The following is a 24,694-nucleotide window of genomic DNA, read 5'->3' as shown; positions in this document are numbered from 1 at the left end:
ACGTGATCATGGCGGCGATAGGTGCATGGCGTACCACTCGGTTATCCACAGCCCCTGTCGCGCGGAGCCGCCGGCGCGCATCGTTGGCGGAATGCCGCGTCCAGCTCGCATCCCGCAAGCGCTCGCCGTCGCACCGTTTCGCGGGAGCGACGCGGTCCGGGCCGGGTTGCTGACCCACCGCCAACTGTCCGGCCCGACGTGGACCCGGCTGTTCCCCGATGTCTATCTGCTCGCCGAGAACCCGGTGGATCACCGCGTTCTCTGCGAGGCGGCAGCTCTACTGCTTCCCGAGGGCGGCGCTATCGGTGGGCTCAGCGCCTTACGTCTCTGGGGTCTTGCGCCGCTCGGCGAGCCTGACGCCGTGACGTTGCTGGTTCCTCGTGGACAGCACATGAGGCGCCACGACGGACTGGACGTCCGGCGTGGTCGGCTGGCTTCCGACGAGGTCACTGGAGTACTCGGGCCACCCGTGACCACGTCGTTGCGGACCGCCTTCGACATCGCGCGCCTCCAGCCACGGACGCATGCGCTGATCTGCCTCGACTCCATGCTCAAGCAGAAGAAGGTCTACCTGGACGGGCTGACGGCCTTCTTCGCAGCGCATCCAGGCTGGCCCGGGCGACGTCGAGCCGACGCGCTGTTGACCGAGGTGGAGCCGCTCACCGAATCCCCCATGGAGACCCGGCTTCGACTGCTCATCCTGGATGCGGGTCTGCCCCGCCCGGCCGCGCAGTACAAGATCATGAACGGAAAGCGGTTCGTCGCCCGGGTCGATTTCGCGTACCCGCAGTACCGGATCGCGATCGAGTACGACGGGGACCACCATCGTGAGCTGGTGACGCATCGCTTCGACATGGAACGGCAGAACGAGCTGAGCGCCCTGGGCTGGACCGTGCTCCGGTTCCACGCCGACGACGTCCTCCGCCGACCAGCCGAGACGGCCGCCAAGATCCGGGCCGTCGTGGAACGGACCGCGCGGAAGGCATCCCGCTAGAGGGTGTCGGTGGTACGCCATAGACCTCACCGCGTCATGATCACGTCGATGGCGTACCACCGAGCCCGGCCGACCGCGCGGCCGCCCGGCGCCGACCGCGCGCCGGACGGCGGCCAGTCAGCGAGCGGGTTCCACCAACTCGACCAGTACGCCCCCGGCATCCTTCGGATGAACGAAGTTGACGCGTGAATTCGACGTCCCCCGGCGAGGCTCCTCGTACAGCAGCCGCAGGCCACGAGAACGCAGTACGGCGGAGGCATGCTCGACCGATTCGACCGTGTACGCCACTTGCTGAACCCCGGGTCCGTTTTTGCCCAAGAACTTGGCGATTGTCGAGTCGGGCGACAAGGGTGCCAACAACTGGACGCAGCCACCCTCCGGGGTAGGCCCGACGGACATCATCGCCTCGCGTACGCCCTGCTCTTCGTTGGTCTCGACGTGCACGCAAGTCATGCCGAAGACGCGCGTGTAGAACTCGATCGCCTCGTCCAAGTCGGCCACGGCGACGCCGACGTGGTCGATGCGGAGGAGGCCGATACCCTGTGACAAACCCGACTGCTCCGGATGCTCAGACATACGGCATAGTCTGACTGAACGATAGCTAAGCCGAGTCGGAGGGCCTGGAGATGAAGAGTTCGGTGATCGTCGCCGGTGCGCGTACGCCTATGGGCCGGTTGCTCGGCAACTTGAAGGACTTCAAGGCGACGCAGCTCGGTGGTGCTGCCATCTCCGCTGCGCTGGAGCGCGCCGGAGTCGCCCCCGACCAGGTTCAGTACGTGATCATGGGTCAGGTGCTGCAGGCGGGTGCGGGCCAGATTCCGGCCCGGCAGGCCGCGGTCGAGGCGGGCATTCCGATGACCGTGCCGGCGCTTACGATCAACAAGGTGTGTCTGTCCGGATTGGACGCCATCGCGCTGGCCGACCAGCTCATCCGGGCCGGCGAGGTGGACATCGTCGTGGCCGGTGGCATGGAGTCGATGACCAACGCGCCGCACCTGCTCATGGGTCAGCGGAGCGGATACAAGTACGGCGACGTGACGGTCAAGGACCACATGGCGCTCGACGGGCTCACCGATGCCTGGAAGGGCATCCCGATGGGTGAGGCCACCGAGTACGACGGGCAGAAGTGGGGCATCTCCCGCGAGGAGCAGGACGCCTTCGCCGCCGCGTCGCACCAGCGGGCCGCGGCCGCGCAGAAGAACGGCGTCTTCGCCGAGGAGATCGCGCCGCTGACCATTCCCCAGCGCAAGGGCGACCCGATCGTGCTCGCCGAGGACGAGGGCGTACGCCCCGACACCACGGTCGAGGTGCTGGCCAAGCTCAAGCCCTCCTTCACCAAGGACGGCACGATCACGGCCGGTTCGAGCTCGCCGATCTCCGACGGAGCCGCCGCGGTGGTGGTCATGAGCAAGGAGAAGGCCGAGGAGCTCGGGTTGACCTGGCTCGCCGAGATCGGCGCGCACGGCAACGTCGCGGGGCCCGACAGTTCGCTGCACGCGCAGCCGTCCAACGCGATCAAGCACGCGCTGAGCAAGGCCGGGATGACCGTGGCGGACCTCGACCTGATCGAGATCAACGAGGCGTTCTCCGCCGTCGGCATCGCCTCGACCCGGGATCTCGGGGTCGACCCGTCGATCGTGAACGTCAACGGCGGTGCCATCGCGCTCGGCCACCCGATCGGCATGTCCGGCGCTCGCCTCGCCCTGACCCTGGCCCTGGAGCTGAAGCGCCGTGGCGGTGGCACCGGCGCGGCCGCGCTGTGCGGCGGTGGCGGCCAGGGCGACGCGCTGATCATCAAGGTCCCCGCGCAGCAGTGAAGCCGGAAGGTCCCCGCGAAGCAGTGAACCAAGTAGCAGGGCAAGACGTCCGGAAGCTGGTCGACGCAGCGCGGAACGGTGATCCGCGCAGCGTCGCCCGGCTGATCAGCCTGGTCGAACGCAATGCCGCCGAACTGGCGGAGATCGCTGCGGCCTTCGGGGCGGACGCCCAACGGGCGCACGTCGTCGGCCTGACCGGTTCGCCCGGCGTCGGCAAGTCCACGACGACGAACGAGCTGGTCGCGGCGTACCGGCGACTGGGCAAGCGGGTCGGCGTACTGGCGATCGACCCGTCCAGCCCATTCACGGGCGGCGCTATCCTCGGCGACCGCGTACGCATGCAGGACCACGCCACCGATCCGGGCGTCTACATCCGGTCGATGTCCAGCCGGGGGCACCTCGGCGGGCTGTCGGCCGCGACGGCGGCGGCGGTACGCGTACTGGCCGGAGTCGGGTGCGACGTCGTCCTGGTGGAGACGGTCGGAGTGGGGCAGGCCGAGGTCGAGATCGCGAGCCTGGCCGACACGACGCTGGTGCTGCTCGCGCCGGGGATGGGCGACGCCATCCAGGCCGTCAAGGCGGGCATCCTGGAGATCGCCGACGTCTTCGTGGTGAACAAGGCCGACCGTGAGGGAGCCGACGCCACCGTACGCGACATCAACGGCATGATCGCGCTCGGCGAGCGGGGAGCGGGCCAGTGGCGGCCGCGGGTCGTCAAGGCGGTCGCCGCCCGGGGCGAGGGGATCGACGACGTCGTCAAGGCGATCGACGAGCACCTCCACCACCTCGAGAAGACCGGCGAGCTCCGCAAGCGCCGGGAAGAACGGGCCGCAGCCGAGATCGAGGCGTTGGTCCTCGGCCGGATGCGCGCCCGCATCGGGTCGCTGCGCGGCGGCCACAGTCTCGGCGAACTCGCCGCGAAGGTAGCGGAGGGCGTCCTCGATCCTTACCGCGCGGCCGACGAGTTGCTGTCTGGTCTCGGCTGATTCTCCGGTCTTCTCCCGGTCGGCCGTTCTGGTTAAGGTGTTCCGCGGCCGTCACAACGGCCGGGGAACTACCGAGGGGACGAGACCGTGACGGGTTGGACCGTGCTGTTGCGCGGCGTGAGGCACCGGACCGGGCGATCCCTGGTGGTGCTGCTCCTGGCCGCGATCGCCGTTACCGCCGCCGTGCTGACCCCGGCGTACGCGCGGGCGGCGCAGCAATCGGTGCTCACCGACACCCTGCGCGACGCTCCGGCGTACGCCACGTCGGTGACCGTGAAGGCGAGCGGCAGTGACAGCCCGGCGTTCGAGCCGGCGCTCGAGTCCAGCCAGAAGGCCGACGCCGCGCTCAAGGCGCGCCCGTTGCTGCACAGCCTGGTGGGCCGCCCAGTCAGCACCGTCGAGACCGAGGCGATCGTCCCCACCGGTGAGCTGAAGGCGCGCTACGTCTTCCGCAGCGACCTGTGCAAGCTCGTCACCGTCACGGGGGACTGCCCGACCGACAACGACCAGGTCATCGTCAGTGACCGGACGGCCAAGGCGCACGGCCTGGACGCCGGGGACCGGATCACCCTGATGATCGGCGGCAAGCCGCAGCAGCGGGAGATCGTCGGGCTCTACACGCCCCGGGACGCCAACGCGCCGGCCTGGGGCGCGCACGGCTACTTCCGGGAGGGAGCCCCGGCGGACGAGCTTGAGCGCACACCGGTCGACGCGATCTTCGCGGGCAGCGAGGAGGATCTGAAGTACGTCCCGGCCGCCCAGGTCACCCTCGAACTGGTCTACCCGGTACGGATCGATGACATCCGGCTCGACGACGCCGACAAGCTCGCCAAAGACCTCGAAGGCGCTTCGCTCGGCCTGCTGCAGCAGGACCTGAGCCTGTCGTCCGCGCTGCCGGGCCTGCTCAACGACGCCAACACCGACTCCGACGCGATCGCCAAGACCATTCCGGTGGTCGCGGTTCCGTTGCTGCTGCTCGTGGTCGGCGTACTGATGCTGCTGGTCGCCTCGCTGACCGAGGAGCGTGGGCCGGAGATCGCGCTGGCCAAACTGCGCGGCTACCCGTCCGGCAAGGCCGCCCGGTTCGGCCTCGCCGAGGTGCTCTTCCTGATCCTCCTGGCCACACCGATCGGCCTCGTCGGCGGGCTCGCGGTCGCCGAGTTCGCCGCCCGCGCCGTGCTGGCTCCCGGCGTACACGTCGAGGTGCGCTTCGAGCCGTTCGCCGCGGCGGCCGCCGCGCTGGTCGTCGCCTTCCTGGCCGCGTGGGCGGGCTCCCGGCAGACCGTGCGCTCGGGCGTGCTCAGCCTGCTCCGCCGGGTGCCTCATCGGACCGGCTGGCGTGCGGGTCTCGGTGAGGGCATCGCGGTGGCGCTGGCGGCGGCCGCGCTCGTGGCCGCCTGGCAGGACCGATCGTCGGCGCTGGCGATGCTGGCCGCGCCGTTGCTCGCGCTGGTCGCCGGGATCGCGATCGCCCGGCTGCTCAGCCTGGGCGCCGGGGCTCGGCTCGCGCTCGCGCGGCGTACCGGCAACGTGGCCAGCATGTTCGCCGCGGCCCAGCTCGCCCGGCGTCCCGGCCGCCATCGGGTGGTCGCGGTGGTCACGGTCGCTCTCGCCCTGCTCGGCTTCTCGGCCACCGCCTGGGACGTCGCGGCTCAGGCCCGGCAAACTCATGCCGAGCTGGAACTCGGCGCGGCCCGCGTCTACACCGTCGGGTCCGTGGATCCGCAGCTTCTGATCTCAGGGGTACGCACAGCGGCGCCGGACGGGTCGGCCATGCCGGTGTTGCGCCGAAACGGCGAGCGGTACGCCGGCCAGCCCCTCGACATCGTCGCGCTTCCGGCATCGCAGCTGGCGAAGGTGGTGACTTGGCCCGGTCACTCCGCGGCGGACCTCGCGGCGCTGGCCGACCGGCTGCGTCCGCAGGCCGCCCCGGCGGCGCCGGTCAGCGGTGAGCTGACCGTGCGGGTGAACGTCAGCCAGCTCGGCAAGAGCGGCGTACGCCTGGCCGCGATCGTGGCGGTGCCCGGAGCCGAGCCGAGGTACGTGACGCTGGGGACGCTCAAGTCCGGGCTGCGGGCGTACTCGGCGACCGTTCCGGCCGGCCGGTTCGTCGGGCTGGCCCTGATCCGCCCGGCCGCCGACAGCAGTGCGATCACGGCCAAGCTGGAGATCCTCGACATCAAGGCGGGCGGCTCGCCGGTCGTGTCGTTCAGCGACGACAAGGCGTGGAGCGGTGAGCAGCGTGGCGGCGTCACGGGAGTGACCGTCACGACCGGGGACACCCTGAAGGTCGATGTTCAGGCCGAAGGCAACGCCGACCTCCTGGTGACGTATGTCGATACGCCCGCGGCCCTGCCGGTGGCGCTGGCCGGGGAGACGCCCGATGACAACCGGTCGGGCGACTCGTTCAGCTTCCTCGCGTACGCGGAGGAGCCACAGCCCTTCGGGGTGGTGGAGCGAGCCGGCGAACTGCCGAGCGTCGGCGATCGCGGCTTCCTCGTCGACCTCGATTACGCCGTCTCGCGGGCCGAGGCGACGACGGGCATGCCGGACGCGAGCCGGTTCAGCGCCGAGGTGTGGGCGAACGCCAACGCCCCCGCCGACTTGCCGAAGCGGTTGGCAGCGGCCGGCTTGACGGTGCTGCAGACGCGGACGGTCGACGCGACGGTGGATCAGCTGGGCCGCCGCGCACCGGCGTTGGCCTGGCGGCTCTACCTGCTCGCCGGGGTGGTCGCCGCTGCGCTGGCCCTGGGGCTGGTGCTCCTGGTCGCGCGGCTGAACGCGGCGGCTCGACGGCACGAGCTGGCGGCGTTGCGGGTCACCGGCGTTCCCGCCCGCACCCTGCGTCGCGGCGTACGCCGTGAGCATCTGGCCCTCATCGGTCTGCCGGTGCTGACCGGATTCGGTGTCGGGATAGGCAGCGCCTGGCTGATGTTGCCTGGCATGCCCCTGGTGGCCGTCGGGCAGACCGCCGCGGTCAGCTGGACTCCGCAGGCCGGCGCGCTGCTCTTCGCGGCCGCGGCGGGGCTGTTGTGCCTGCTGCTGGCCGTCTTCGTCGCGGTGCGGCTGGTCCGCCGGGCCGCTCCCGAACTGCTGCGAGGTGATGCGTGATGGCCGCGATCGGGGTGTCCTGCCGCGGACTGGTCTCCATCTACCGGCTGGAGGGATACGACGTCGTCGCCCTGGCCGGGGTCGACCTCGACATCGCGCCGGGCGAGTCGGTGGCGCTGCTCGGCCCGTCCGGTTCGGGCAAGTCCACTTTGCTCTCGGTGCTCGCCGGGCTGCTGCGGCCGGCGGCCGGCCGGGCGTACGTGGGCGACGTCGACCTGGCCAAAGCGTCGGAGGCGGAGCTGGCCCGGATGCGGGCGACCGACGTCGGCGTGGCACTGCAGGGCGCGCGCCGCAATCTGCTGCCGTATCTGACGGCGGAGCAGAACGTTCGGTTCGCCCAGCGCGCGGGACGCAGCCCGGACGGGCTCAAACCGACCGCACCGCGCGAGATCCTGTCGCTGGTCGGCCTGGCCGTACGCGGCCGGATGCGGCTGAAGCCGGGCGCGTTGACGCCGGGCGAACGGCAACGGCTGGCGTTGGCCGTCGCCTTGGCGAACCGGCCCGGCCTGCTGCTCGCCGACGAGCCGACGAGTCAGTTGGACACGGGTGCTCGCGACGAGGTGCTGGCGGCCCTCGAATCCGTACGCCGCTTCGGCACCACCGTCGTCGTCGTGACCCACGACCCCGACGTCGGCGGGCGGATGGCCCGCACGGTGACCATCCGGGACGGCCGCGTCGGCGGGGAGGGCCATTCCGGCGAGGAGTTCGCGGTCGTCGGCCGGGACGGTTCGGTGCATCTGCCGCCGGACGTGCTCGAGGCGCTGCCGCCCGGCACATACCTGCGAGTGGAGCTGCAACCGGACGGCAGCGCGCTGCTCGTCCCGGCCACCTCTCCGGGGAACTCTGCCAACGGAGCAACCACTGTGCCGGTCCAGAGCGTTCCATCGCAGTGGAACGGGTCGACCCGGGCCTTGGGTTCGTCCGTTCCGATCGTCGGAGACGGGGTGCACCTCGGCCGCAGGCCCGGGGACTATTACGGAGAGGATCGCTGATGGGCTCGTCGGTGCAGGTCGACCGGATCACGGTGGCGTACGGCAAGGATCGCCCGGCGCTTCGGGACGTGACGGCGATGGCCGTTCCGGGGCGGGTGCTCGCGGTGACCGGCCCGTCCGGTGCGGGCAAGACGACGCTGCTGTGGGCGATGGCCGGGCTGGTGAAGCCGCAGAACGGCGCGGTGACCGTCGACGGCAGGCAGATCGGCGACCGGGATCAGGCCGTCGCCGGGGGCGTCGTGCTGGTGCCTCAGGAGAACGGGCTGGCCGCCATCCTCACCGCCAGCGAGAACGTGCAGGTGGCGTTGATCGCCAACGGGACCACCCCGGCCGAGGCCCGGCGTCGCACCGCCGAGGCGCTCGACCAGGTGGGCCTGACCGGGCAGGCCGATCAGCTGGTCGAGGAGTTGTCCGGTGGCCAGCAGCAGCGTACGGCGATCGCCCGGGGGCTGGCGTTGCGCGGGAACGTGCTGCTCGCCGACGAGGTCACGAGCGAACTGGACGCGGCCAACCGGCAGAAGGTGCTCGACCTGCTGCAGGCCGAGGCCCGCCGGGGCGCGGCGGTCGTGTTCGCGACCCACGACCCGCAGGCCGCGGCCGCCTGTGACGGCGAAGTCCACCTCGTCGACGGTGTGGCCACCGTCGTCCGTTGATCATGAACCTATGGTCCGGCTCATCGGCGTGTCGGCCCCCTCAGGTTCATGATCAACCGGCTGCCCGGTGCTGTCCGGTGCCCGGCTGGACCATCGTCGAGTTCGCCTCCAACGGCTATGCTGCCCGCGTTACCGCACTTGACCAGGGGAGCACCGAGAAATGAGCGAGAACACCGAGGCGCCCGCGACGGTCGTCGCCACCGCGCCGGTCCAGCCGTCGTCCACTATGGAAAACTTCAAGGCCGGCGCGAACGAGTTCGCCGACCAGGCCGAGGCGAAGTTCGCCGTGGCCGCTGACGCCGTCAGTGACGCCGCCGACCGGGCCGTCGACGCCACGCGTACCGCCTTCGACAACGCCGCGCGCCGCATCCGCAACAACGCCGAGCTGGCCGCCGACCGGGGCAAGACGCACATCCGCCACGAGGTCGTCGAGAAGATCGCCGGCATCGCCGCTCGCGAGGTGCCCGGGGTCTACGACCTCGGCGGCGACGTCGCTCGCATGTTCAGCGCGGTCAAAGAGCGGATCGGTCTCGGCGACGCCGACGCCGACCAGGGCGTGAAGGTGACCCTCGAAGGGCGTACCGCTCAGATCGACGTCACCATCGTCATCGAGTTCGGCTATGTCGTGCACTCGGTGACCGACACCGTCCGGGTGAAGGTCATCAACTCCGTCGAGAACCTGCTCGGTCTCGAGGTCACCGGGGTGGACGTCATCGTCGACGACGTCCACGTGGCCGACGACGGCCCGGTGGGCGACGACGAGTCGCGGGCCGCCGACTACGTCGCCTGACCAACTCAGCCAGCCCCGTTGATCATGAACCTAGGGGGTCCGACGCGCCGGCTGACCGCACTCCTGGCGGCTCGCGCAAGCGCTCCCCGGCGCCGGAACCCTAGGTTCATGATCAACGGTCACTCAGAAGCGCGCGGGCTCCCGGTATACGCCCCAGACGTCGCGGAGAGCGTCGCAGATCTCGCCCAGGGTGGCCTCGGCCCGGCAGGCGTCCAGCATCACCGGAACGAGGTTGGCGGTGCCCTGCGCGGCGGTGGACAGCGCCGCGAGCGCGGTGTCGACCGCGGCCTGGTCCCGGGCGGCCCGCCGTTCCTGGAGCAGCTTGACCTGCTCGGTCTCCACCTCGTGGGAGACGCGCATGATCTCCAGCGGCTTCGCCAGGGTGTCGGTGTTCCGGGTGACGCCGACGATGTGCTTCACGTCGTTCTCGAGCGCACGCTGATACGTGTACGCCGAATCGGCGATGGCCGAGGTGAACCAGCCGTTCTCGATGCCACGCAGGATGCCGGCGGTGAACGTGCCGTCCTCGCCGAGCGCCTTGATCCGGGTGAAGATCTCCTCCGTCTCGGCCTCGATCTTGTCGGTCAACGCCTCGACGTACCACGATCCGCCGAGCGGATCGGCGACGTTCATGACCCCGGTCTCGTGCATGATGACCTGCTGCGTTCGCAGGGCGATCTCGGCCGACTCGTCGGTGGGCAACGCCAAGGTCTCATCCAGGGCGTTGGTGTGCAGCGAGTTGGTCCCACCGAGGACTGCGGACAACGCTTCCAGCGCTGTGCGTACCACATTGTTGACCGGTTGCTGCGCGGTGAGCGAGACGCCCGCGGTCTGGGTGTGGAACCGGAGCCATTGCGCCTTCTCGCTGGTCGCGCCGTAGACGTCGCGCAGGTAGCGGGCCCAGATGCGGCGCGCGGCGCGGAACTTGGCGATCTCCTCGAAGAAGTCGACGTGGGCGTCGAAGAAGAAACTGAGGCCGGGCGCGAACGTGTTGACGTCGAGCCCGCGGGCCAGCCCGAGCTCGACGTAGCCGAAGCCGTCGGCGAGGGTGTACGCGAGTTCCTGCGCGGCCGTCGACCCGGCCTCGCGAATGTGGTAGCCCGAGACGGACAACGGCTTGTAGCGGGGGATGCGCTGAGCGCAGTACTCCATGAGGTCGCCGATGAGCCGAAGGTGCGGTTCGGGGGCGAACAGCCACTCCTTCTGGGCGATGTACTCCTTGAAGATGTCGGTCTGGAGCGTGCCGTCGAGCACCGCGGTGTCGGCGAGGCCCTGCCGTTCGGCGGCGACCAGGTACATGCAGAAGATCGGCACGGCCGGGCCGCTGATCGTCATCGACGTGGTGACCGCCGCCAGGTCGATGCCTGAGAAGAGCACCTCCATGTCGGCGACCGAGTCGATCGCGACGCCGCAGTGGCCGACCTCGCCGAGCGACCGGGCGTCGTCGGAGTCGCGGCCCATCAGGGTCGGCATGTCGAACGCGACCGAGAGGCCGCCGCCGCCCGCGTTGAGGATCTGGTGATAGCGCGCGTTGGTCTGCGCCGCGTTGCCGAACCCGGCGAACTGCCGGATGGTCCAGGTCCGCCCGCGGTACCCGGTGGGGTAGAGGCCGCGGGTGAACGGGTACTCGCCGGGCCAGCCGATCCGCTCGAAGCCGGGCACGGTGGCGCCCGCCGGCGGGCCGTAGACCGGCTCGACCTCGGTCCCCGAGAGGGTCGTGAAGTCGGCGTGCCGGGTCTTGGCGGCGTCGTACCGGGCCTGCCAGCGGTCGCGGCCCGCCCGGATCTCGTCTGCGTCCATGGCCCGATGGTATGCGACGCGCCTGAACGATCGCTAAGTCGTCTCGTACCCGCTGGTAACCGCGCTTACATTCGATGCAGATCACGGTTACGCATGTGATCATGGGCCGGTTTAGCCTGCGTATCCATGATCTGCATCGAACGGGACGTACGCGGTGTGGATCACGAAAAGATAACGATCACCTCGGATTGACAAAGGAAAGGCGCGGCAAGGCTGTCCTTCCGGCGTGATCCGACTCCTCTGGGACGCGGTGTGGGGCCGCCGGGCTCAGGCGCTCACCGTAGGCGTCCTGACCGCGCTGGCCGTCGGGACGGCAGCGGCCGCGCCGTGGTACGTCTTCGCCTCCGCCGAGCAGCTCGCCGCGCGCATCGTCGCGGGAGCGTCGACCCAACAGCGCATGGTGCATGTCAACGCGTACGCCCGGACTTCCGACCTGCCCAACGGCCGGGTTCCGGCGGCCAAGGTCCTGAAGGTCGTCGAGAAGGCGACGGGCACCGATCACGCCCCGCCGATCACCGGCCTGCGGTTGACCGGACCGGTGCTGCGCCCGGGCGCTCCGGCCAAGGGCGCGCTGGTGGCTCGCGAGGGGATCTGTGAGCATTCCGTCGTCGAGGGCGCCTGCCCGGCCGCGCCCGGTCAGATCCTCATCAGCGACGGAGTCGCCCGGTTGCTGGCCCTGGCGGTCGGCGACAAGTTCTCGATGAAGATCGACAACTCGAGCGAGGTCGCCGAGTTGACGGTCACCGGCCTTTACCGTCCGGTACGCGCGGACGACCGCTACTGGTCCGGCGTGTGGGACCACGACGCCCGGGTCATCGACCCCTTCGTGACGGCGGCGTCGACCTTCGACCACCTGCCGAGCGCTCGTCCGCAGACCACCGTCGACCTGGAGCTGGGGCTGGGGGCGTACACCCCGGGGCTGGGCAGCCGCCTCGGCGCGCTGGAGTCCGGCGAGGCGAGCTGGACGTTCGACTGGTTCTCCGGGGCCGGTGAGGTCCCCAACGTCATCAACTCGGTCCAGAACGAGATGAGCGCCGGAATCGTCGCCGCCACCGGCCGGTTCGTGCTGCTCGCCTGGTTCGCCCTGCTGGTGGTGGTACGCCAGACGGTGGGCGCCCGGCGTACGGATCTGGCGTTGGTGAAGCTGCGGGGCGTACGCCGTTGGCGCGTGTGGATGGCGACGATGGGGCAGACCGTCGGCGTGATGCTCGGCGGGGCGGTGCTGGGCGCGGCCGCCGGGTACGCCTGGGTGCGCGCCGTCATCGGGCCGGTCGTCTTCCCGGACGATCTCGATCTGGCGGTGACGCAGAGCGCCGAGCTGTTCGGCGGGGTGCTGCTCGCCGCCCTGGCGTTGGCGTGGCTCTCCGAACTGCGGTCGCTGCGGTCGCCGGTCGTCGAGTTGCTGCGCAACGTGCCGCCGCGCGTACGCGGACGGGCGGTCGACGCCGCCGAACTCGTGATCGTCACGCTGCTCGCGGTCGGCGTCTGGCAGCTGACCACGGTCGAGTCCCTGCGTACCGGGTCGGTGACCGCCACGATGGTCCCGGCGCTGCTGGCCATCGCGGTCGGCCTGCTGGCGGCCCGCTTCGTCCTGTGGTTGTCCGGCCGAGCCGGGTCGGCCGCGATGCGGGCCGGGCGTCTCACGATGGCGGTCGCCGGTTTGTCGGCCCGTCGCCGCCCGACACTGCGCTGGGTGGTGACGTTGCTAGTCGTGGCGGTCGCCGGGCTCACCACGGCGATGGGCGACATGGTCCGGGGCGAGGAGGCGGTGACCGCCCGAGCCGAGCAGCATCTCGGCGCCGACCGAGTGCTCCAGGTCGAAGGGGTCAGCCGCCGGAACCTGCTCGACATCGTGAACGACATCGACCCGGCCGGGACCCGGGGCATGGCGGTCAGCTACTTCGGCAGCACCGTCGGCTTCGCACCGCAACTGCTCGCGGTGGACACCTCCCGGCTGGCCGCCGTCGCCGACTGGCTGCCGGAGTACGGCCCGCTGCCGGCATCTCCGTCCGTTGTGGAGGATTCGGTCCGGGTCGCCGACGGCGCGCTGGAGCTCACGGCGTCGTTCGACCGCAAGGTGTACGCCCTCGGCGATCGAACCCAGCCGGTGAAGTCGGAGAACCCGGACTTCCCGCCCTACGACCAGACCGTCCCGCCGCCGACCGAGATCACCGGCGACGTCTTCGCCCAGGTCGCGCTGACCTCAGCCACGGGTATCCGGACGATCGCCCGGTTCGGCCCGCTCCAGGAAGGCCGGCACGACTACCAGGCCACCGTCGCGGGCTGCGCGGCCGGTTGCCGGGTGACCTGGCTGGGACTGTCCGCCAGCCGGGACGGCTCGGCTCAGGCGGCCCTGCTCTGGGGCACCCGGGTGAAGCTGCACGCCGTCCGGCAGGAGGGCCGGGAACTGCTGGACGCGGCCAAGCTCGGCGATCGTCCGAAGTGGATGGGCAGCTCGAACACCCGGGTCCTCGGTCCCATCCTCGACGGCTCCGCCGAGGGCATGACGCTCACTGTGCCGCCCGCATGTGACGACCCCAATCACACCCGCGGCGTCTGCGAGATGCGGGCGTACCCGGCGCAGCCGGTGCTGAAGGCGGTGGCGACCGGCGTACTGAGTCGCGGCGGCCGCAACAACCGGCCGCAGCTCGACCTCTCCGGCGCCGACCCGGCCGACGTCGAGCTGACCGGCGTCGTGGCCCGGCTGCCGCGCTTCGCCGAGGACGGCTCGCTGGTCGACCTGGCCGACTTCGACCGGGTGGTCGGGGTGTCGGTCGCCAACGAGCAGCTGGAGGTCTGGCTGTCCGACGCCGGGGACGAGGCGTTCGTCGCCGCGCTCAAAGAGCACGGAGTCAAGGTGCGCGCCAGTTCCACGGTCGACGCCGAACGCGCTGCGCTGAACCGGCAGGGGCCGGCCGGCGTACGGCGATTCCAGCTCGGCGTCTTCGGACTCGGCGTGCTCATCTCGGCCGTCGCGCTGCTACTTCTCGCGGGGGTCGAACGGCGTACGCGGGCGTCCGAGCTGTCCGCGCTGCGCCGGCAGGGCATGCCGGCCAAGACGGTCCGGCGGATCAGCCTCCTCGGGTACGCCGTCCCCACGGCGGTCGCCGTCCTCGCCGGGTTGGCCGCCGCGGCTGCCACCGCCTGGCTGCCCGTGCCGAAACCGGCGATCTTCTCCGACGGCTGGAAAGTGCTGGCGCCACCGGACGGCTTGTCCACCATTCCGTTCGTCCTCTCCGCGTTGGCCGCGGCCGCTCTCCTGGCCGTCGTCCTCCTCTACGCGGCTCGCCGCCTGGCCCGCCAGGCCCTGATCGACGGAGGCGCCCGGTGATCGCGCTGCTGATGTTGGCCTTGCGGGAACGCCGCCGGGCGTACGCCGCGATCGCGCTGCTGTGCTTCGCGATCGGGGCGCTGGCCGCGCTGGGGGCGGCGTACCCTCGCGCGGTCGCCGACGGGATCGCCGACGACGAGATCAAGACAGCCGCCGCGAACGAGCGCATGTTCCAGATGTCCGGCAGCGACGACACCTCCGGGGCCGCGGTGCTGGCGGTGGCCGAGGCGACTCGGCGGCTGCCCGACTACACCACCGTGTACGCCGCGGGCGTGTCCGTCATGGGCTTCGGCGCTGAACGCAGCGTGCTGACCTACCGCGAGAACGCCTGCGCCCACGTACGCCTCGTGTCGGGCCGGTGCCCGATGGGTTCCGGTGAGGTCATGGTGCCCGCCGGCCTCGTGCAGCAGACTCGCGGCATCGAGGTCGGCACCCGGCTCTTCCTGGTCGAGGCGATCAAGCCGGATCCGAAGAATCCCTGGATGGCGTCCAATCGGGGCCGGGCTCCGATCGACGTCGTGGGCGTGTATCAGCAGTCGAATCCCGGCGAGGATTACTGGGGCGTACGCACCTCCGAAGACGCCGCCGGCGTACCCGTCGTCCTGACTCGTCCCGAGACGCTGAACTCGCTGCCCCACGAGACCGAGGTGCTCACCGTCACCGCCATCCCGGCCCGGCCGCTGCTGAAGACCGGTGACTACGACGCGATCCTGCGGTCCAAGCTGGATCCGAACATCATCAAGAGCAGCCCTGACGTCAAGGGGATGCTGGATCGGATCGCCGCCAAGCGGAAGTACGTCGAGACGATGACCCCGGCGGTCGTGCAGCCCGTGCTCGGGCTCGCCTGCTGGGCCCTGTTCCTGCTGGTCTCCGGCCGTCTGCAGCGGGACCGGCCCGAGGTCGGCATCCAGTCCTTGCGCGGTCTGCCCCTGGCTCATCGGTGGGTGCTGGCGGCCGGGGTCTCCGGGTTGCTTGCGCTCGTCGCCACTCCGCTCGGCGGGCTTGCGGTGACACTAGCGACCCCGGGTGCGGGCGGCTCCTCGATGAGCGCCGCGCTGATCATCCTCGCGGTCGAACTCGCCGTGATCGCCCTCACCGCGTTGGGGCTGCTGCGCCTGCGGCCGCTGGATCTGCTCCGCCGGGTACTGCCGACCGGCAGCAAGGTGCCGTTGATCGAGATCGCCGTGCTCACCGTGGCCGGTGCGGGCTTCGCCCAGATGAAGTCGGGCGACCGCAGCGGGCTGGGCATCCTGGCCGCGAGTCTGATCGCGGTCGCCGTGGCCGTGGCCGTGGCCCGCGTACTGCCGTTGGCGTTGCGCCCGGCCGCGCGGCGGCAACTGCACCGCGGCCGGATCGCCAGTGGCATCGCGCTCGCCCTGGCGACCCGCCGGCCCAGCGGGCGGCACCTACTCGCCCTCGTCTCGACTGCCGCGGCACTTTTCACCCTGGTCGTCGGAGCGACGGACGTGTCGAGCACCACCCGGCATACCCAGATCGACCTCACCTTGGGTGCGGACCGGGTGCTGATGGTGCAGAGCAGTCCGGCACAGGCCTTGGCGGCGGTACGCCAAGCCGACCCGGATGGCGCGTGGGCGACCGTCACCGGGCGGCTCGCCGTCTCCGGAACCGACGTCCTCGCCGTCGACTTGAGCCGGGCAGCCGTGATGCGCTGGCCCGAAGCGACGGCGGTAGCCGCGGCCCTGAAGCCCGGTGGCCCGGCTCCGATCGAGGTGAGCGCGGGCAAGCTGGAGGTCTTCATCGACGCCACTGTGCAGGCCATCCCCGTTCAAGGCGAGCTGCCACCCGGCGCCTACGCGCCGAAGGCGCGGGTGTTCGCCGTCGTCGAGTTGCCCGGGGGCGAGTTCCAGGAGCTGGATCTCGACAACGGGATCGAGCCCGGCGTGCACCCGTACGCCGTCACGCTGCCGCCCGCCTGCGCCGAGGGCTGCCGGCTCGCCGGGTTGAGCCTGCTCGCGTTCGGAGCGGAGCGAGGCAACCTGGCGATCCAGCGGATCACCGTCGACGGCCGGCCGGTGGCCGACGGCAAGGGCTGGCACACCCCCGGCACCGACGCCGGGCAGTGGTCGATCGACCCGGCGATGACGATCGGTCAGCCGACCTATCTCCTGCCGCCGGACGTGCCGGCGGGGCTGCCCGCCGCGTACACCCGGGACCTGGGGGACAAGGGACCGACTTCGGCTTCCTTCAGCCTCCGGGGCTACCAGCGAGCACCGATCAAGCCCGCGGTCGCCACCGACATCGTGCCCCGCGTCGGGCACAAGGCGATGGTGGTCGACCTGCCGAGCGCACTCCGGGCGACGCTGGGGTCGACGACGCCGAGCAAGATCGAGGTCTGGTTGTCGGCGGGAGCTCCGGCCGACGCTCAGCGGAAACTGACGGACGCGGGGCTGGCCATCGTCGGCACGGAGAGCCGCGCGGACGCGGTGGCCCGCGCCGACCGGACGCCGCCCGCGCTCACGCTGCGGATGCAGCTCGGTGCGGCCGTCGCCGGCGTACTGCTGCTGCTCGGCGTACTGCTGGTGGTGTCATCGGGGGACCGGCGGACCACCGAGCTGGCCGGTCTGCGGCAGGCGGGCGTACGCGCGGCGACACTGCGCCGGGCCACCCGGATCACGTACGCCATGATCAGCTTGCTCGGCGTGCTGATCGGCGTGGTGGCCGCCGCCGTCGCCTGGGCGGCTGCCCAAAGCGTGCTGCCCATTGTGGACGGTACGCCGTGGCTGCCACCGCCGTCGTGGCCGAGCCCGCTGCCGCTGGCGGTCGGGGCGGCCGGAATCGCGGTCTTGCTGATCGTGGGAACACACCTGATATTCGTGGGAGATCGGAGAGGGAGGGGCCTGGAGTGAGTGAGCACGCTGGTCTCGCTGTCGCCTGCCGGCGAGTCGTGCAGATCTACCGGGGCGAGGGCGGTGACGTTGTCGCGCTCTCCGGCGTGGATCTGACCATCTCGCCGGGCGAGATGGTGGCGCTCGTCGGCCCCTCGGGTTCCGGCAAGTCGACCCTGGTCGCGCTGCTCGGCGGCCTGCTGCGGCCGTCGGCCGGGCGGGTCACCGTCGGGACGTACGACATGGGGCGGCTGAGTGACCGGGAGATCTCCCGGCTACGCGGTACGCGTATCGGCATCGTCCTGCAGGGCGCGGCCCGGAACCTGTTGCCGTACGCGTCGCTCTACCGCAACGTGTGGCTGGCGCAACGGCGTGCCGCCTCGACGTCGGGCATCGCGCTCGAGGACCCGGAGCGGGTGCTGGACCTGGTCGGGCTGCCCGGCCAGGGCAAGACGCGGCTGCACGAGCTGGCCCCGGGCGCCCGGCAGCGAGCAGCGCTCGCGGTCGGCATCGCCGCTTCCCCGGGTCTGCTGCTGGTCGACGAGCCGACGAGCCAGCTGGACACCGGCGGCCGCGACGAGGTGATCTCCGCCCTGGAGACGATCAACGCCGAGCGTGGCACCACCGTGGTCGTCGTCACACACGACGGCGACGTCGGTACGCGGCTCGGGCGGGTGGTCACCATCCGGGACGGCCGGGTCGGCGCGGAAGGCCGTAACGGCCAGGACTTCGCGGTGGTGGCGGGCGACGGCACCGTGCAGCTGCCGCCGGAGGTTCTCGAGGAGTTCCCGCCCGGCACGCTGTTCACCATCGACCACGCGGAGGACGGGAGCGTGACGCTCGTCGTCGGGTCGTCATGAGCCTGCCTAAACTAAGGGCATGACGGATCCCCGAGACCCGAGCCGCGGGCAGTCGATCTTCACCCGAGGTGCGGTGGACCTCAGCGCGCTGCGGTCCACCGCTTCGCAGCCGGAGGCGGAAGCGCCGCCTGCGGCGGGCGCGCCGGACGGCGGCGACACCGGGATTCCGCGGTTCGCCGGGGCCAACGCGCCGGTCGACGTCACCGTTCAGACGTTCCAGCGGGACGTCGTGGAACGGTCGCGGACGATTCCGGTCGTCCTGGAGTTCGTCGCGAGCGGGCAGTACGCCGGCGACCCCGCGCTGGAGCAGTTCGCCGCGGACGGCAGCTTCGTGCTGGCCCGGTCGGATGTGCGTACCGACCCGCAGCTCGCTCAGGCGCTTCGCATCCAGGCGCTGCCGACGATCTTCGCGTTCGTCGGCGGGCAGCCCATCGACGGCCTGCCCGGTCAGCTCCCCGAGGCCCAGCTGCGGCAATGGCTCGACGCGGTGCTGCGCGCCGGTGGCGTCGAGGTGGAGACACCCGAGGACCCCCGGCTCGAAGAGGCCGACGACGCCCTGATGATGGGCGACCTCGACGCGGCCGAGCGGGCGTACCAGAAGATCCTGTCCGAGTCGCCCCGGGACGCCGCTGCCGAGGCCGGTCTGGCCCAGGTCGTCGCGAACAAGCGGATCAAGGGCCACGATCCCCGGGAGCTGCTGGCCGCCGCCGCGGCCGCCCCGGACGACCTGGAAGCCCAACTGCTGGCCGCCGACGTCGAGGCGCTGAGCGGTCAGGCCGACGAGGCGTACGCCCGGCTCATCGCGCTCGTCCGCCGGGTGTTCGGTGACGATCGGGAGAAGGTACGTCAGCACCTAGTCTCTTTGTTCACCATCGCGGGGCCGGACGATCCGGCTGTCGTCGCCGCTCGGCGGGCTCTGGCCAGCGCTCTTTATTAGGTTGGTATAGATCGCTATCCTCGGCCTGCAGGCATCGGTCGCACAACAGGGGGTTCACGCGACGCGTACGCGAGGGGGGAGGGCGGCAGATGAGACGGATCGCGGTGCTCGACGCACCGACCAATCTCGGCTTGCGCCCACCCACGGCCACCTCGGTTCCGGGGTGCGCCAAGGCACCCGGCGCACTGCGTGACCACGGACTGGTCGACCGGCTCGCCGCTCGGGACGCGGGTTGTCTCACTCCGCCGCGCTACGACCCGGGCGACTGGCGTCCCGGCGACGGCGTCGCTCAGGCGGCGCAGATCTCGGCGTACTCCCAGCGGCTGGCCGACCGGATCGGCGCGATCGTGGACGCGGGGGAGTTCCCGCTGATCCTCGGCGGTGACTGCTCGGTGCTGCTCGGCTCGATGGTGGCGATGCATCGGCTCGGTGACGAGGTGGACGGCCGGGTCGGGCTCGTCTTCGTCGACGGGCACTCCGACTTCCGTCATCCGGGAAACGCGCCGTACGTCGGTGCCGCCGCCGGTGAGGACTTGGCTCTGGTGACCGGCCGGGGCCAGATCGAACTGGCCGGGATCGAGGCACGCCGTCCCTACGTCCGCGACACCGACGTGGTCGTCCTCGGCATCCGGGAGCACGACGAGTACCGCCTCGACCTGGCCGCCGGTGGATTCTCGGTACGCCCGGTGACCGCACTGCGCTCCGCGGGCGCCGCCCGCAGCGCGCAATGGGCTCGCGACCAGCTCGCCCAGTGCGCCGGCTTCTGGCTGCACGTCGACGTGGACGTGCTCGACCCGGCGGTGATGCCGGCGGTGGACGCCCCCGACCCGGGCGGCATCGCCTTCGCCGAGCTGGAGATGCTGATCGCCGGGCTGGTCGGCACGCCCGAGTGCCTCGGCATGGAGCTGACCGTCTTCGATCCGGATCACGACCCGGAAGGCTCGTACGCGCGCGAGGTCGTCGAGATGCTGGTCGCCGGCCTGGCTCCGCTGGTGCAGCAGCCCCGCCCGGTGGCTCGGAAGAAGGCCGTGCCCCGGCCGCGCAGGTCGAGCGACCAGACGCAGTCCGCCTGACCGGCACCGGCCCGCGGACGGGACAAGATCAGGGTTCTGGGTCGAATACCGCCCAAGATTCGACCCAGAACCCTGATCCAGCGCCAAAAGGCGCGAGCGCCCAAAGCGAGTACTCCCGGGGGAGTACGAGCAAGTGTCGCCCACGGTGCGATGAAAAGAAGGCGGCGAAGAACCACCCTCGAGGTAAGAGATGAGGGAGGGAAGAAATGGTTCTCGCACATGCAGGTTACTGGGGCGGCTGGTGGTTCTTCGGGCCCTGGCTGTGGATTCCGTTCTGGATCCTGCTGTTCGTCGTCATCCGGGGGCTGTTCTGGCGGCGTCACTGGCGAAACGGCCACGGCCCGCACGGTCACTGGCGTTTCGGCGGAGACAGCGACCCGCGCGTCATCCTCGCCCAGCGCTACGCCCGGGGTGAGATCAACGAGCAGGAGTACCGCGAGCGCATGTCCGTCCTGGACGCTCCGCGTACCCCGTGATGGCAGGATGAGGGCGATGGAGCAACCGGAACGGTGGCACGGGCGGCGGCGTGGCTGGCCGCTCGGGCTCGCCCTGATCCAGGTCTTCATCGCCCTCGCGGTCAGCGGCGTCCGGCAGGTCCCGGTGACGGCGGTCCAACTCGGACTGCTCGTCGCCGGGCCGCTGGCGCTCGTGCTGCTGCGCCGGTGGCCCGTCGTCGCCAGCACGGTCACCGGCTTGGTCAACGTCGCGTACCTGCTGCTCGGGCTGCCGTTCCCGCCGATCATCCCGAGCACCGTCGTCGCCATCGCCAGCCCGTTCGCCCGCGCTCGCCGCGAGGCGTACCGCCGGTATCAGGCCGAGGAGCGGCGGCGGCGCAGTGAGCAGGAGAAACGCCAGGCCGCGGACGAACGCGTCCGGATCGCACGCGAACTCCACGACGTCCTGGCTCACAGCTTGTCGCTCATCAATGTCCGCGCGTCGGTCGCGCTCGAGGTCATGGATGTTCAGCCACAGGAGATACGCCCAGCGCTGCAGGCGATCAAGGAGGCGAGCCGGGACGGCCTGGCCGAGGTGCGGTCGGTGCTGGCGAGCCTTCGTTCCGACGAGGCGCCCCGGTCACCCAACCCGGATCTGTCCCGAGTGGACGATCTGATCGAGCAGGCCGGAGCGGCCGGATTGAAGGTCGAGGTGGAGACGCTCGGCCCCCGGCAGACGTTACCGGCGACGGTAGGGCTTTCGGCGTATCGCATCATTCAAGAGGCCTTGACCAACGTGATGCGGCACAGCAGCGCGCGGACCGCGACCCTGGTCGTGCAGTACGCGGACCGTGCGGTGACGGTGGGGGTGGCCGATCCCGGGCCGGCGAGTCCGAAGCCCGACGGGCATGAGGGCGGGCGCGGTCTGATCGGCATTCAGGAGCGGGCGGCGTCGGTGGGGGGCCTGGCCACCGCGCAGCCGGACGGGCGCGGCGGTTTCGAGGTGATGGCGGTGTTTCCCCTGTGATCCGAGTGGTTCTGGCCGACGATCAGGCGCTTGTGCGCGCAGGTTTTCGCGCTCTGCTGGACGCGCAGCCGGACGTCGAGGTGGTGGGAGAGGCGAACGACGGCGCGGAAGCCGTGCGGGTGACTCGCGAGACGCGGCCGGACGTCGTGCTGATGGACATCCGGATGCCGCAGCTGGACGGCCTTGCGGCGACTCGGCGGATCGCGGACGACCCTGAGCTGGCCGACGTGAAGGTCATCATCCTGACGACGTTCGAGCTGGACGAGTACGTATTCACCGCGTTGCGCGACGGCGCGGCCGGTTTCCTGGTCAAGGACACCGAACCGGCCGACCTCGTACGCACGGTGCGGGTGGTCGCCGCGGGTGACGCCCTGCTGTCGCCGGGCGTCACCCGCCGGCTCATCGCCGAGTACGCCACCCGCTCCCGAGCGCCGTCCCCACCCACCGGCCAGCTTGCTCAGCTCACGGAGCGGGAGCGGGAGGTGGTGGCCCTCGTCGGGCTGGGACTGTCCAATGAGGAGATAGCGAACCGGTTGGTGGTGAGCCCGCTGACCGCCAAGACGCACGTCAGCCGGGCGATGGTGAAACTCGGCGCCCGCGACCGGGCGCAGCTGGTGGTCACGGCGTACGAGGCGGGACTGGTCCGGCCGGGCTGGATGGATTGACTTCGCTATTCGCGGATGCTACGAATTGCTGGCTGCGCGGGACCCCTCATCCCATCTCCCTCCCCGGAGGAACACGATGTCGGTCCCCACCTCACCGAATCCGTTCGATTCGGCCGTCTCCCGGCGCGCGATGATGCGCGGCGCGGTCCTGCTCGGAGTCGGCGCCACCATCGGCGGAGTCGAGCTGCTCTCGGGCACCCCGGCGTTCGCCGTCACCACGCCCACCATCGCCAGCTGCGCGACTTGGGGCGCTCGGAACCCCTCGTCGACGTTGACCCAGATCTCCACCAACCCGGACAAGATCCTGATCCACCACACCGCGACCGCGAACTCGACCGACTACACGCAGTCGCACGCGTACTCGCTGGCCCGGACGATCCAGAACTACCACATGGACTCCAACGGCTGGTCGGACACGGGGCAGCACTTCACCGTGTCCCGGGGTGGCTACATCATGGAAGGCCGGCACTACAGCCTGTCCCACCTGACCTCCGGCAGCGGCATGGTCGTCGGCGCGCACTGCCCCGGGCAGAACGACAAGGCGATCGGCATCGAGAACGAGGGCACCTACACCAGCGTGACCCCGACGACCGCGCTCTACAACAACCTGGTGCAGCTGTGTGCGTACATCTGCAGCAAGTACGGCATCTCCGCGACGAAGATCTACGGTCACCGCGACTTCTACTCGACCGAGTGCCCGGGTGACGCCTTCTACGCGATGCTCCCGCAGCTGCGGTTGGACGTCGCGGCCGCGCTGGGCAGTACTCCGGCGTTCACCGTGACGGTCGACAACACCTCCAGCTCGTTCCGCGCCTCGGCGAACTGGGGCACCTCCACCTACTCGACTCAGCGCTATGGAGCCGACTACCGGTACGCCGACCCCGTGGCGGCCAGTGACGCGGCGTACTACAGCGCCACTTTGCCGAGCGCCGGCAACTACAAGATCGAGACCTACTACCCGGCGAACACGGGCTACAACGCCACCACGCCGTACGTCGTCTTCTCCTCCTCCGGCAACCAGACCGTCACCGTGAACCAGCAGGCCAACGGCGGCAAGTGGAACACGGTCGGCACCTTCGCCTTCGGTGCCGGTGCGCAGGACGTCGTCGCCGTGAGCCGGTGGACCTCCGGCACCGGTTACGTCATCGCCGACGCCATCCGGATCACCCAGGTCTAATTGCGCTGCAGATCACGGTTACGCATGCTTCCCACCCCGGTTTTAGCCTGCGTAACCGTGATCTGCATGCATCAGGCGAGCGTCAGAGTTGGGCGCGCAGCCGCCGAGCCTCGTCGAGGTACGCGGCGGCGAGCTCCCGCTGACCGGCAGCGCCGTGCAACTGACCGAGCCGTTCGGCCGTGTCCGCTTCCGCCCGCCGATCCCCGAGCCGCTGGTAGATGTGCAGCGCGCGGGTCAGCCGGTCGGCCGCCTCGGCCGGGGTCTGTTCCAACCGGCCCAGTTCGACGAGGGCGTACGCCTCGCCGTGGATGTCGCCGATCGTCGTGAACCCCGCCAACGCCTGATCGAGCAGCCCGCGGGCGTCCTGTTCGCGGCCCTCCCGGCGGGCGACCGAACCGAGCGCCTGCCGCAGATGGGCGGTGCGATGGCGATCGCCGATGGAATCGGCGAGTTCGAGGGCGCTGGAGAGCCACTCCTGCGCCCGGCCGAGGTCGCCCCGAGCCAGCCAGACCTGGCCGATCGCGCCGCGGGCGTACGCCTCTCCGGAGGGTTCGGCGCACTCGACAAACGATTCCAGCGCACGGCTGTAATAGTCGACGGCGAGATCCAGCTCTCCGCGTACGCGATGCACCGCCCCGAGCCCGGACAGTGCGGCGGCCACTCCGGCCGGCTGCCCGAGCTGGGCGAACAGCAGTCTCGCTCGGCCGAACGCCGCGTCGGCCATGGCGTACTCGTCGCGATAGAGGTGCAGCTGGCCGAGGCCGCGGAGGGTGACGGCGACGCCGAGCTGATCGTCGAGGCGACGGCAGATGGCGAGGGCGGTCTGATGACTGGTCTCCCACACTTCCGGATGGCCGGCCAGATCGCACCAGGGCACGAAGGCCAACGCCAGCTCCCAGGCGAAGTCGGAGCGGTTGAGCCGTCCGGCGACCTCGATGCCGGTGAGCAGCGTGTCCTGCTCGGTGACGAACCAGGCCACCGGGTCGTCCAGCCCGATCGCCGGGGGTTTCCAGCGAGGTGCGACCGAGCGCCCCGGCCCGAACGGGCTGTGCGGCAAGGCATGCCCGGCCTCCTCGGCCAGACTGAGCAGGCCACCCAGTACGCGCACCAGCCCCGCCTCGTCGGGCTGCGGCCAATTGCCGGACTGGGCGTCGGCGAGCATCCGCACCAACACCGGTACGCGATACCGCCGTTGCCCGAG

The 24,694-nt window shown here is 70.7% G+C and carries 19 protein-coding genes; 16 read left to right on the top strand and 3 right to left on the bottom strand.

From position 1 onward, the window contains the following. The first annotated feature begins 91 nt into the window (after positions 1 to 91). Entirely contained in the window at positions 92 to 994 is a 903-nt protein-coding gene (locus HOV77_RS30520; protein WP_290868438.1) for a DUF559 domain-containing protein, read from the top strand. A gap of 117 nt (positions 995 to 1,111) precedes the next feature. Here the strand turns inward: HOV77_RS30520 and mce are convergent, their stop codons facing one another. Beyond that, on the bottom strand, positions 1,112 to 1,570 hold the full coding sequence (gene mce / locus HOV77_RS30515; RefSeq protein ID WP_290868436.1) for a methylmalonyl-CoA epimerase: 459 nt from the start codon (positions 1,568 to 1,570) through the stop codon (positions 1,112 to 1,114). 50 nt (positions 1,571 to 1,620) lie between these two features. Between mce and HOV77_RS30510 the strand changes: the two genes are divergently transcribed. The 6 genes from HOV77_RS30510 to HOV77_RS30485 all read left to right on the top strand — a co-directional run bounded on the left by HOV77_RS30510 (position 1,621) and on the right by HOV77_RS30485 (position 9,343). Beyond that, positions 1,621 to 2,811 carry an acetyl-CoA C-acetyltransferase gene (locus HOV77_RS30510; RefSeq protein ID WP_290868434.1) on the top strand — a complete coding sequence of 397 codons (1,191 nt, stop codon included), beginning with the start codon at positions 1,621 to 1,623 and terminating at the stop codon, positions 2,809 to 2,811. Between the two features lie 23 nt (positions 2,812 to 2,834). Further along, positions 2,835 to 3,797 (top strand): methylmalonyl Co-A mutase-associated GTPase MeaB, encoded by a 963-nt coding sequence (gene meaB / locus HOV77_RS30505; RefSeq protein ID WP_290868433.1) that lies wholly within the window; start codon positions 2,835 to 2,837, stop codon positions 3,795 to 3,797. Between the two features lie 87 nt (positions 3,798 to 3,884). Further along, positions 3,885 to 6,908: an FtsX-like permease family protein gene (locus tag HOV77_RS30500; RefSeq protein WP_290868432.1), complete on the top strand. Its 3,024-nt coding sequence runs from the start codon at positions 3,885 to 3,887 to the stop codon at positions 6,906 to 6,908. Beyond that, a complete protein-coding gene (locus tag HOV77_RS30495; protein ID WP_363261244.1) occupies positions 6,908 to 7,900 on the top strand; it encodes an ABC transporter ATP-binding protein in 993 nt (330 codons plus the stop codon). Before HOV77_RS30500 ends, HOV77_RS30495 begins: the two co-directional genes overlap by 1 nt. Further along, positions 7,900 to 8,553 (top strand): ATP-binding cassette domain-containing protein, encoded by a 654-nt coding sequence (locus HOV77_RS30490; RefSeq protein WP_290868430.1) that lies wholly within the window; start codon positions 7,900 to 7,902, stop codon positions 8,551 to 8,553. The genes HOV77_RS30495 and HOV77_RS30490 overlap by 1 nt, the downstream gene beginning before the upstream one ends. 160 nt (positions 8,554 to 8,713) lie before the next feature. Further along, on the top strand, positions 8,714 to 9,343 hold the full coding sequence (locus tag HOV77_RS30485; protein ID WP_290868428.1) for an Asp23/Gls24 family envelope stress response protein: 630 nt from the start codon (positions 8,714 to 8,716) through the stop codon (positions 9,341 to 9,343). 123 nt (positions 9,344 to 9,466) lie between these two features. On the opposite strand, the gene HOV77_RS30480 is transcribed toward HOV77_RS30485, so the two are convergent. Then, positions 9,467 to 11,143, bottom strand: a complete 1,677-nt coding sequence (locus tag HOV77_RS30480) for a methylmalonyl-CoA mutase family protein (protein WP_290868426.1) — start codon at positions 11,141 to 11,143, stop codon at positions 9,467 to 9,469. Between the two features lie 226 nt (positions 11,144 to 11,369). Here HOV77_RS30480 and HOV77_RS30475 point away from each other — a divergent pair, with 226 nt between their 5' ends. The 9 genes from HOV77_RS30475 to HOV77_RS30435 all read left to right on the top strand — a co-directional run bounded on the left by HOV77_RS30475 (position 11,370) and on the right by HOV77_RS30435 (position 23,493). Then, on the top strand, positions 11,370 to 14,474 hold the full coding sequence (locus HOV77_RS30475; protein WP_290868425.1) for an FtsX-like permease family protein: 3,105 nt from the start codon (positions 11,370 to 11,372) through the stop codon (positions 14,472 to 14,474). Then, the gene (locus HOV77_RS30470; protein WP_290868422.1) at positions 14,471 to 17,341 is read left to right on the top strand and encodes a hypothetical protein; all 2,871 of its coding nucleotides are present in this window, start codon (positions 14,471 to 14,473) and stop codon (positions 17,339 to 17,341) included. The genes HOV77_RS30475 and HOV77_RS30470 overlap by 4 nt, the downstream gene beginning before the upstream one ends. Further along, on the top strand, positions 17,338 to 18,180 hold the full coding sequence (locus HOV77_RS30465; protein ID WP_290868420.1) for an ATP-binding cassette domain-containing protein: 843 nt from the start codon (positions 17,338 to 17,340) through the stop codon (positions 18,178 to 18,180). The genes HOV77_RS30470 and HOV77_RS30465 overlap by 4 nt, the downstream gene beginning before the upstream one ends. A gap of 19 nt (positions 18,181 to 18,199) precedes the next feature. Continuing rightward, entirely contained in the window at positions 18,200 to 19,117 is a 918-nt protein-coding gene (locus tag HOV77_RS30460) for a tetratricopeptide repeat protein (protein ID WP_290868418.1), read from the top strand. 89 nt (positions 19,118 to 19,206) lie between these two features. Further along, positions 19,207 to 20,190, top strand: a complete 984-nt coding sequence (locus HOV77_RS30455) for an arginase family protein (protein WP_290868416.1) — start codon at positions 19,207 to 19,209, stop codon at positions 20,188 to 20,190. 206 nt (positions 20,191 to 20,396) lie between these two features. Next, positions 20,397 to 20,666 (top strand): SHOCT domain-containing protein, encoded by a 270-nt coding sequence (locus tag HOV77_RS30450; RefSeq protein WP_290868414.1) that lies wholly within the window; start codon positions 20,397 to 20,399, stop codon positions 20,664 to 20,666. A 16-nt stretch (positions 20,667 to 20,682) separates the two neighbouring features. Then, on the top strand, positions 20,683 to 21,651 hold the full coding sequence (locus HOV77_RS30445; RefSeq protein ID WP_290868412.1) for a histidine kinase: 969 nt from the start codon (positions 20,683 to 20,685) through the stop codon (positions 21,649 to 21,651). Next, entirely contained in the window at positions 21,648 to 22,316 is a 669-nt protein-coding gene (locus tag HOV77_RS30440; protein WP_290868411.1) for a response regulator transcription factor, read from the top strand. The genes HOV77_RS30445 and HOV77_RS30440 overlap by 4 nt, the downstream gene beginning before the upstream one ends. A gap of 76 nt (positions 22,317 to 22,392) precedes the next feature. Further along, positions 22,393 to 23,493: an N-acetylmuramoyl-L-alanine amidase gene (locus tag HOV77_RS30435; RefSeq protein ID WP_290868408.1), complete on the top strand. Its 1,101-nt coding sequence runs from the start codon at positions 22,393 to 22,395 to the stop codon at positions 23,491 to 23,493. Between the two features lie 82 nt (positions 23,494 to 23,575). Here the strand turns inward: HOV77_RS30435 and HOV77_RS30430 are convergent. Further along, positions 23,576 to 24,694 (bottom strand): tetratricopeptide repeat protein (locus HOV77_RS30430; RefSeq protein WP_290868406.1); only part of this gene is annotated, 1,119 nt, incomplete at its 5' end.

Source organism: Hamadaea sp. (assembly GCF_013362815.1).
Classification (GTDB): Bacteria; Actinomycetota; Actinomycetes; order Mycobacteriales; family Micromonosporaceae; genus Hamadaea.
This window is presented reverse-complemented; position numbering and strand designations above follow the sequence as displayed.

What these genes read in the sequence shown, in the direction of transcription:
- HOV77_RS30520 (WP_290868438.1), top strand. Translation starts at nt 92, where the DNA reads ATGCCGCGTCCAGCTCGCATCCCGCAAGCGCTCGCCGTCGCACCGTTT.
- mce (WP_290868436.1), bottom strand. Translation starts at nt 1,570, where the DNA reads ATGTCTGAGCATCCGGAGCAGTCGGGTTTGTCACAGGGTATCGGCCTC.
- HOV77_RS30510 (WP_290868434.1), top strand. Translation starts at nt 1,621, where the DNA reads ATGAAGAGTTCGGTGATCGTCGCCGGTGCGCGTACGCCTATGGGCCGG.
- HOV77_RS30495 (WP_363261244.1), top strand. Translation starts at nt 6,908, where the DNA reads ATGGCCGCGATCGGGGTGTCCTGCCGCGGACTGGTCTCCATCTACCGG.
- HOV77_RS30490 (WP_290868430.1), top strand. Translation starts at nt 7,900, where the DNA reads ATGGGCTCGTCGGTGCAGGTCGACCGGATCACGGTGGCGTACGGCAAG.
- HOV77_RS30485 (WP_290868428.1), top strand. Translation starts at nt 8,714, where the DNA reads ATGAGCGAGAACACCGAGGCGCCCGCGACGGTCGTCGCCACCGCGCCG.
- HOV77_RS30480 (WP_290868426.1), bottom strand. Translation starts at nt 11,143, where the DNA reads ATGGACGCAGACGAGATCCGGGCGGGCCGCGACCGCTGGCAGGCCCGG.
- HOV77_RS30460 (WP_290868418.1), top strand. Translation starts at nt 18,200, where the DNA reads ATGACGGATCCCCGAGACCCGAGCCGCGGGCAGTCGATCTTCACCCGA.
- HOV77_RS30455 (WP_290868416.1), top strand. Translation starts at nt 19,207, where the DNA reads ATGAGACGGATCGCGGTGCTCGACGCACCGACCAATCTCGGCTTGCGC.
- HOV77_RS30450 (WP_290868414.1), top strand. Translation starts at nt 20,397, where the DNA reads ATGGTTCTCGCACATGCAGGTTACTGGGGCGGCTGGTGGTTCTTCGGG.
- HOV77_RS30445 (WP_290868412.1), top strand. Translation starts at nt 20,683, where the DNA reads ATGGAGCAACCGGAACGGTGGCACGGGCGGCGGCGTGGCTGGCCGCTC.
- HOV77_RS30435 (WP_290868408.1), top strand. Translation starts at nt 22,393, where the DNA reads ATGTCGGTCCCCACCTCACCGAATCCGTTCGATTCGGCCGTCTCCCGG.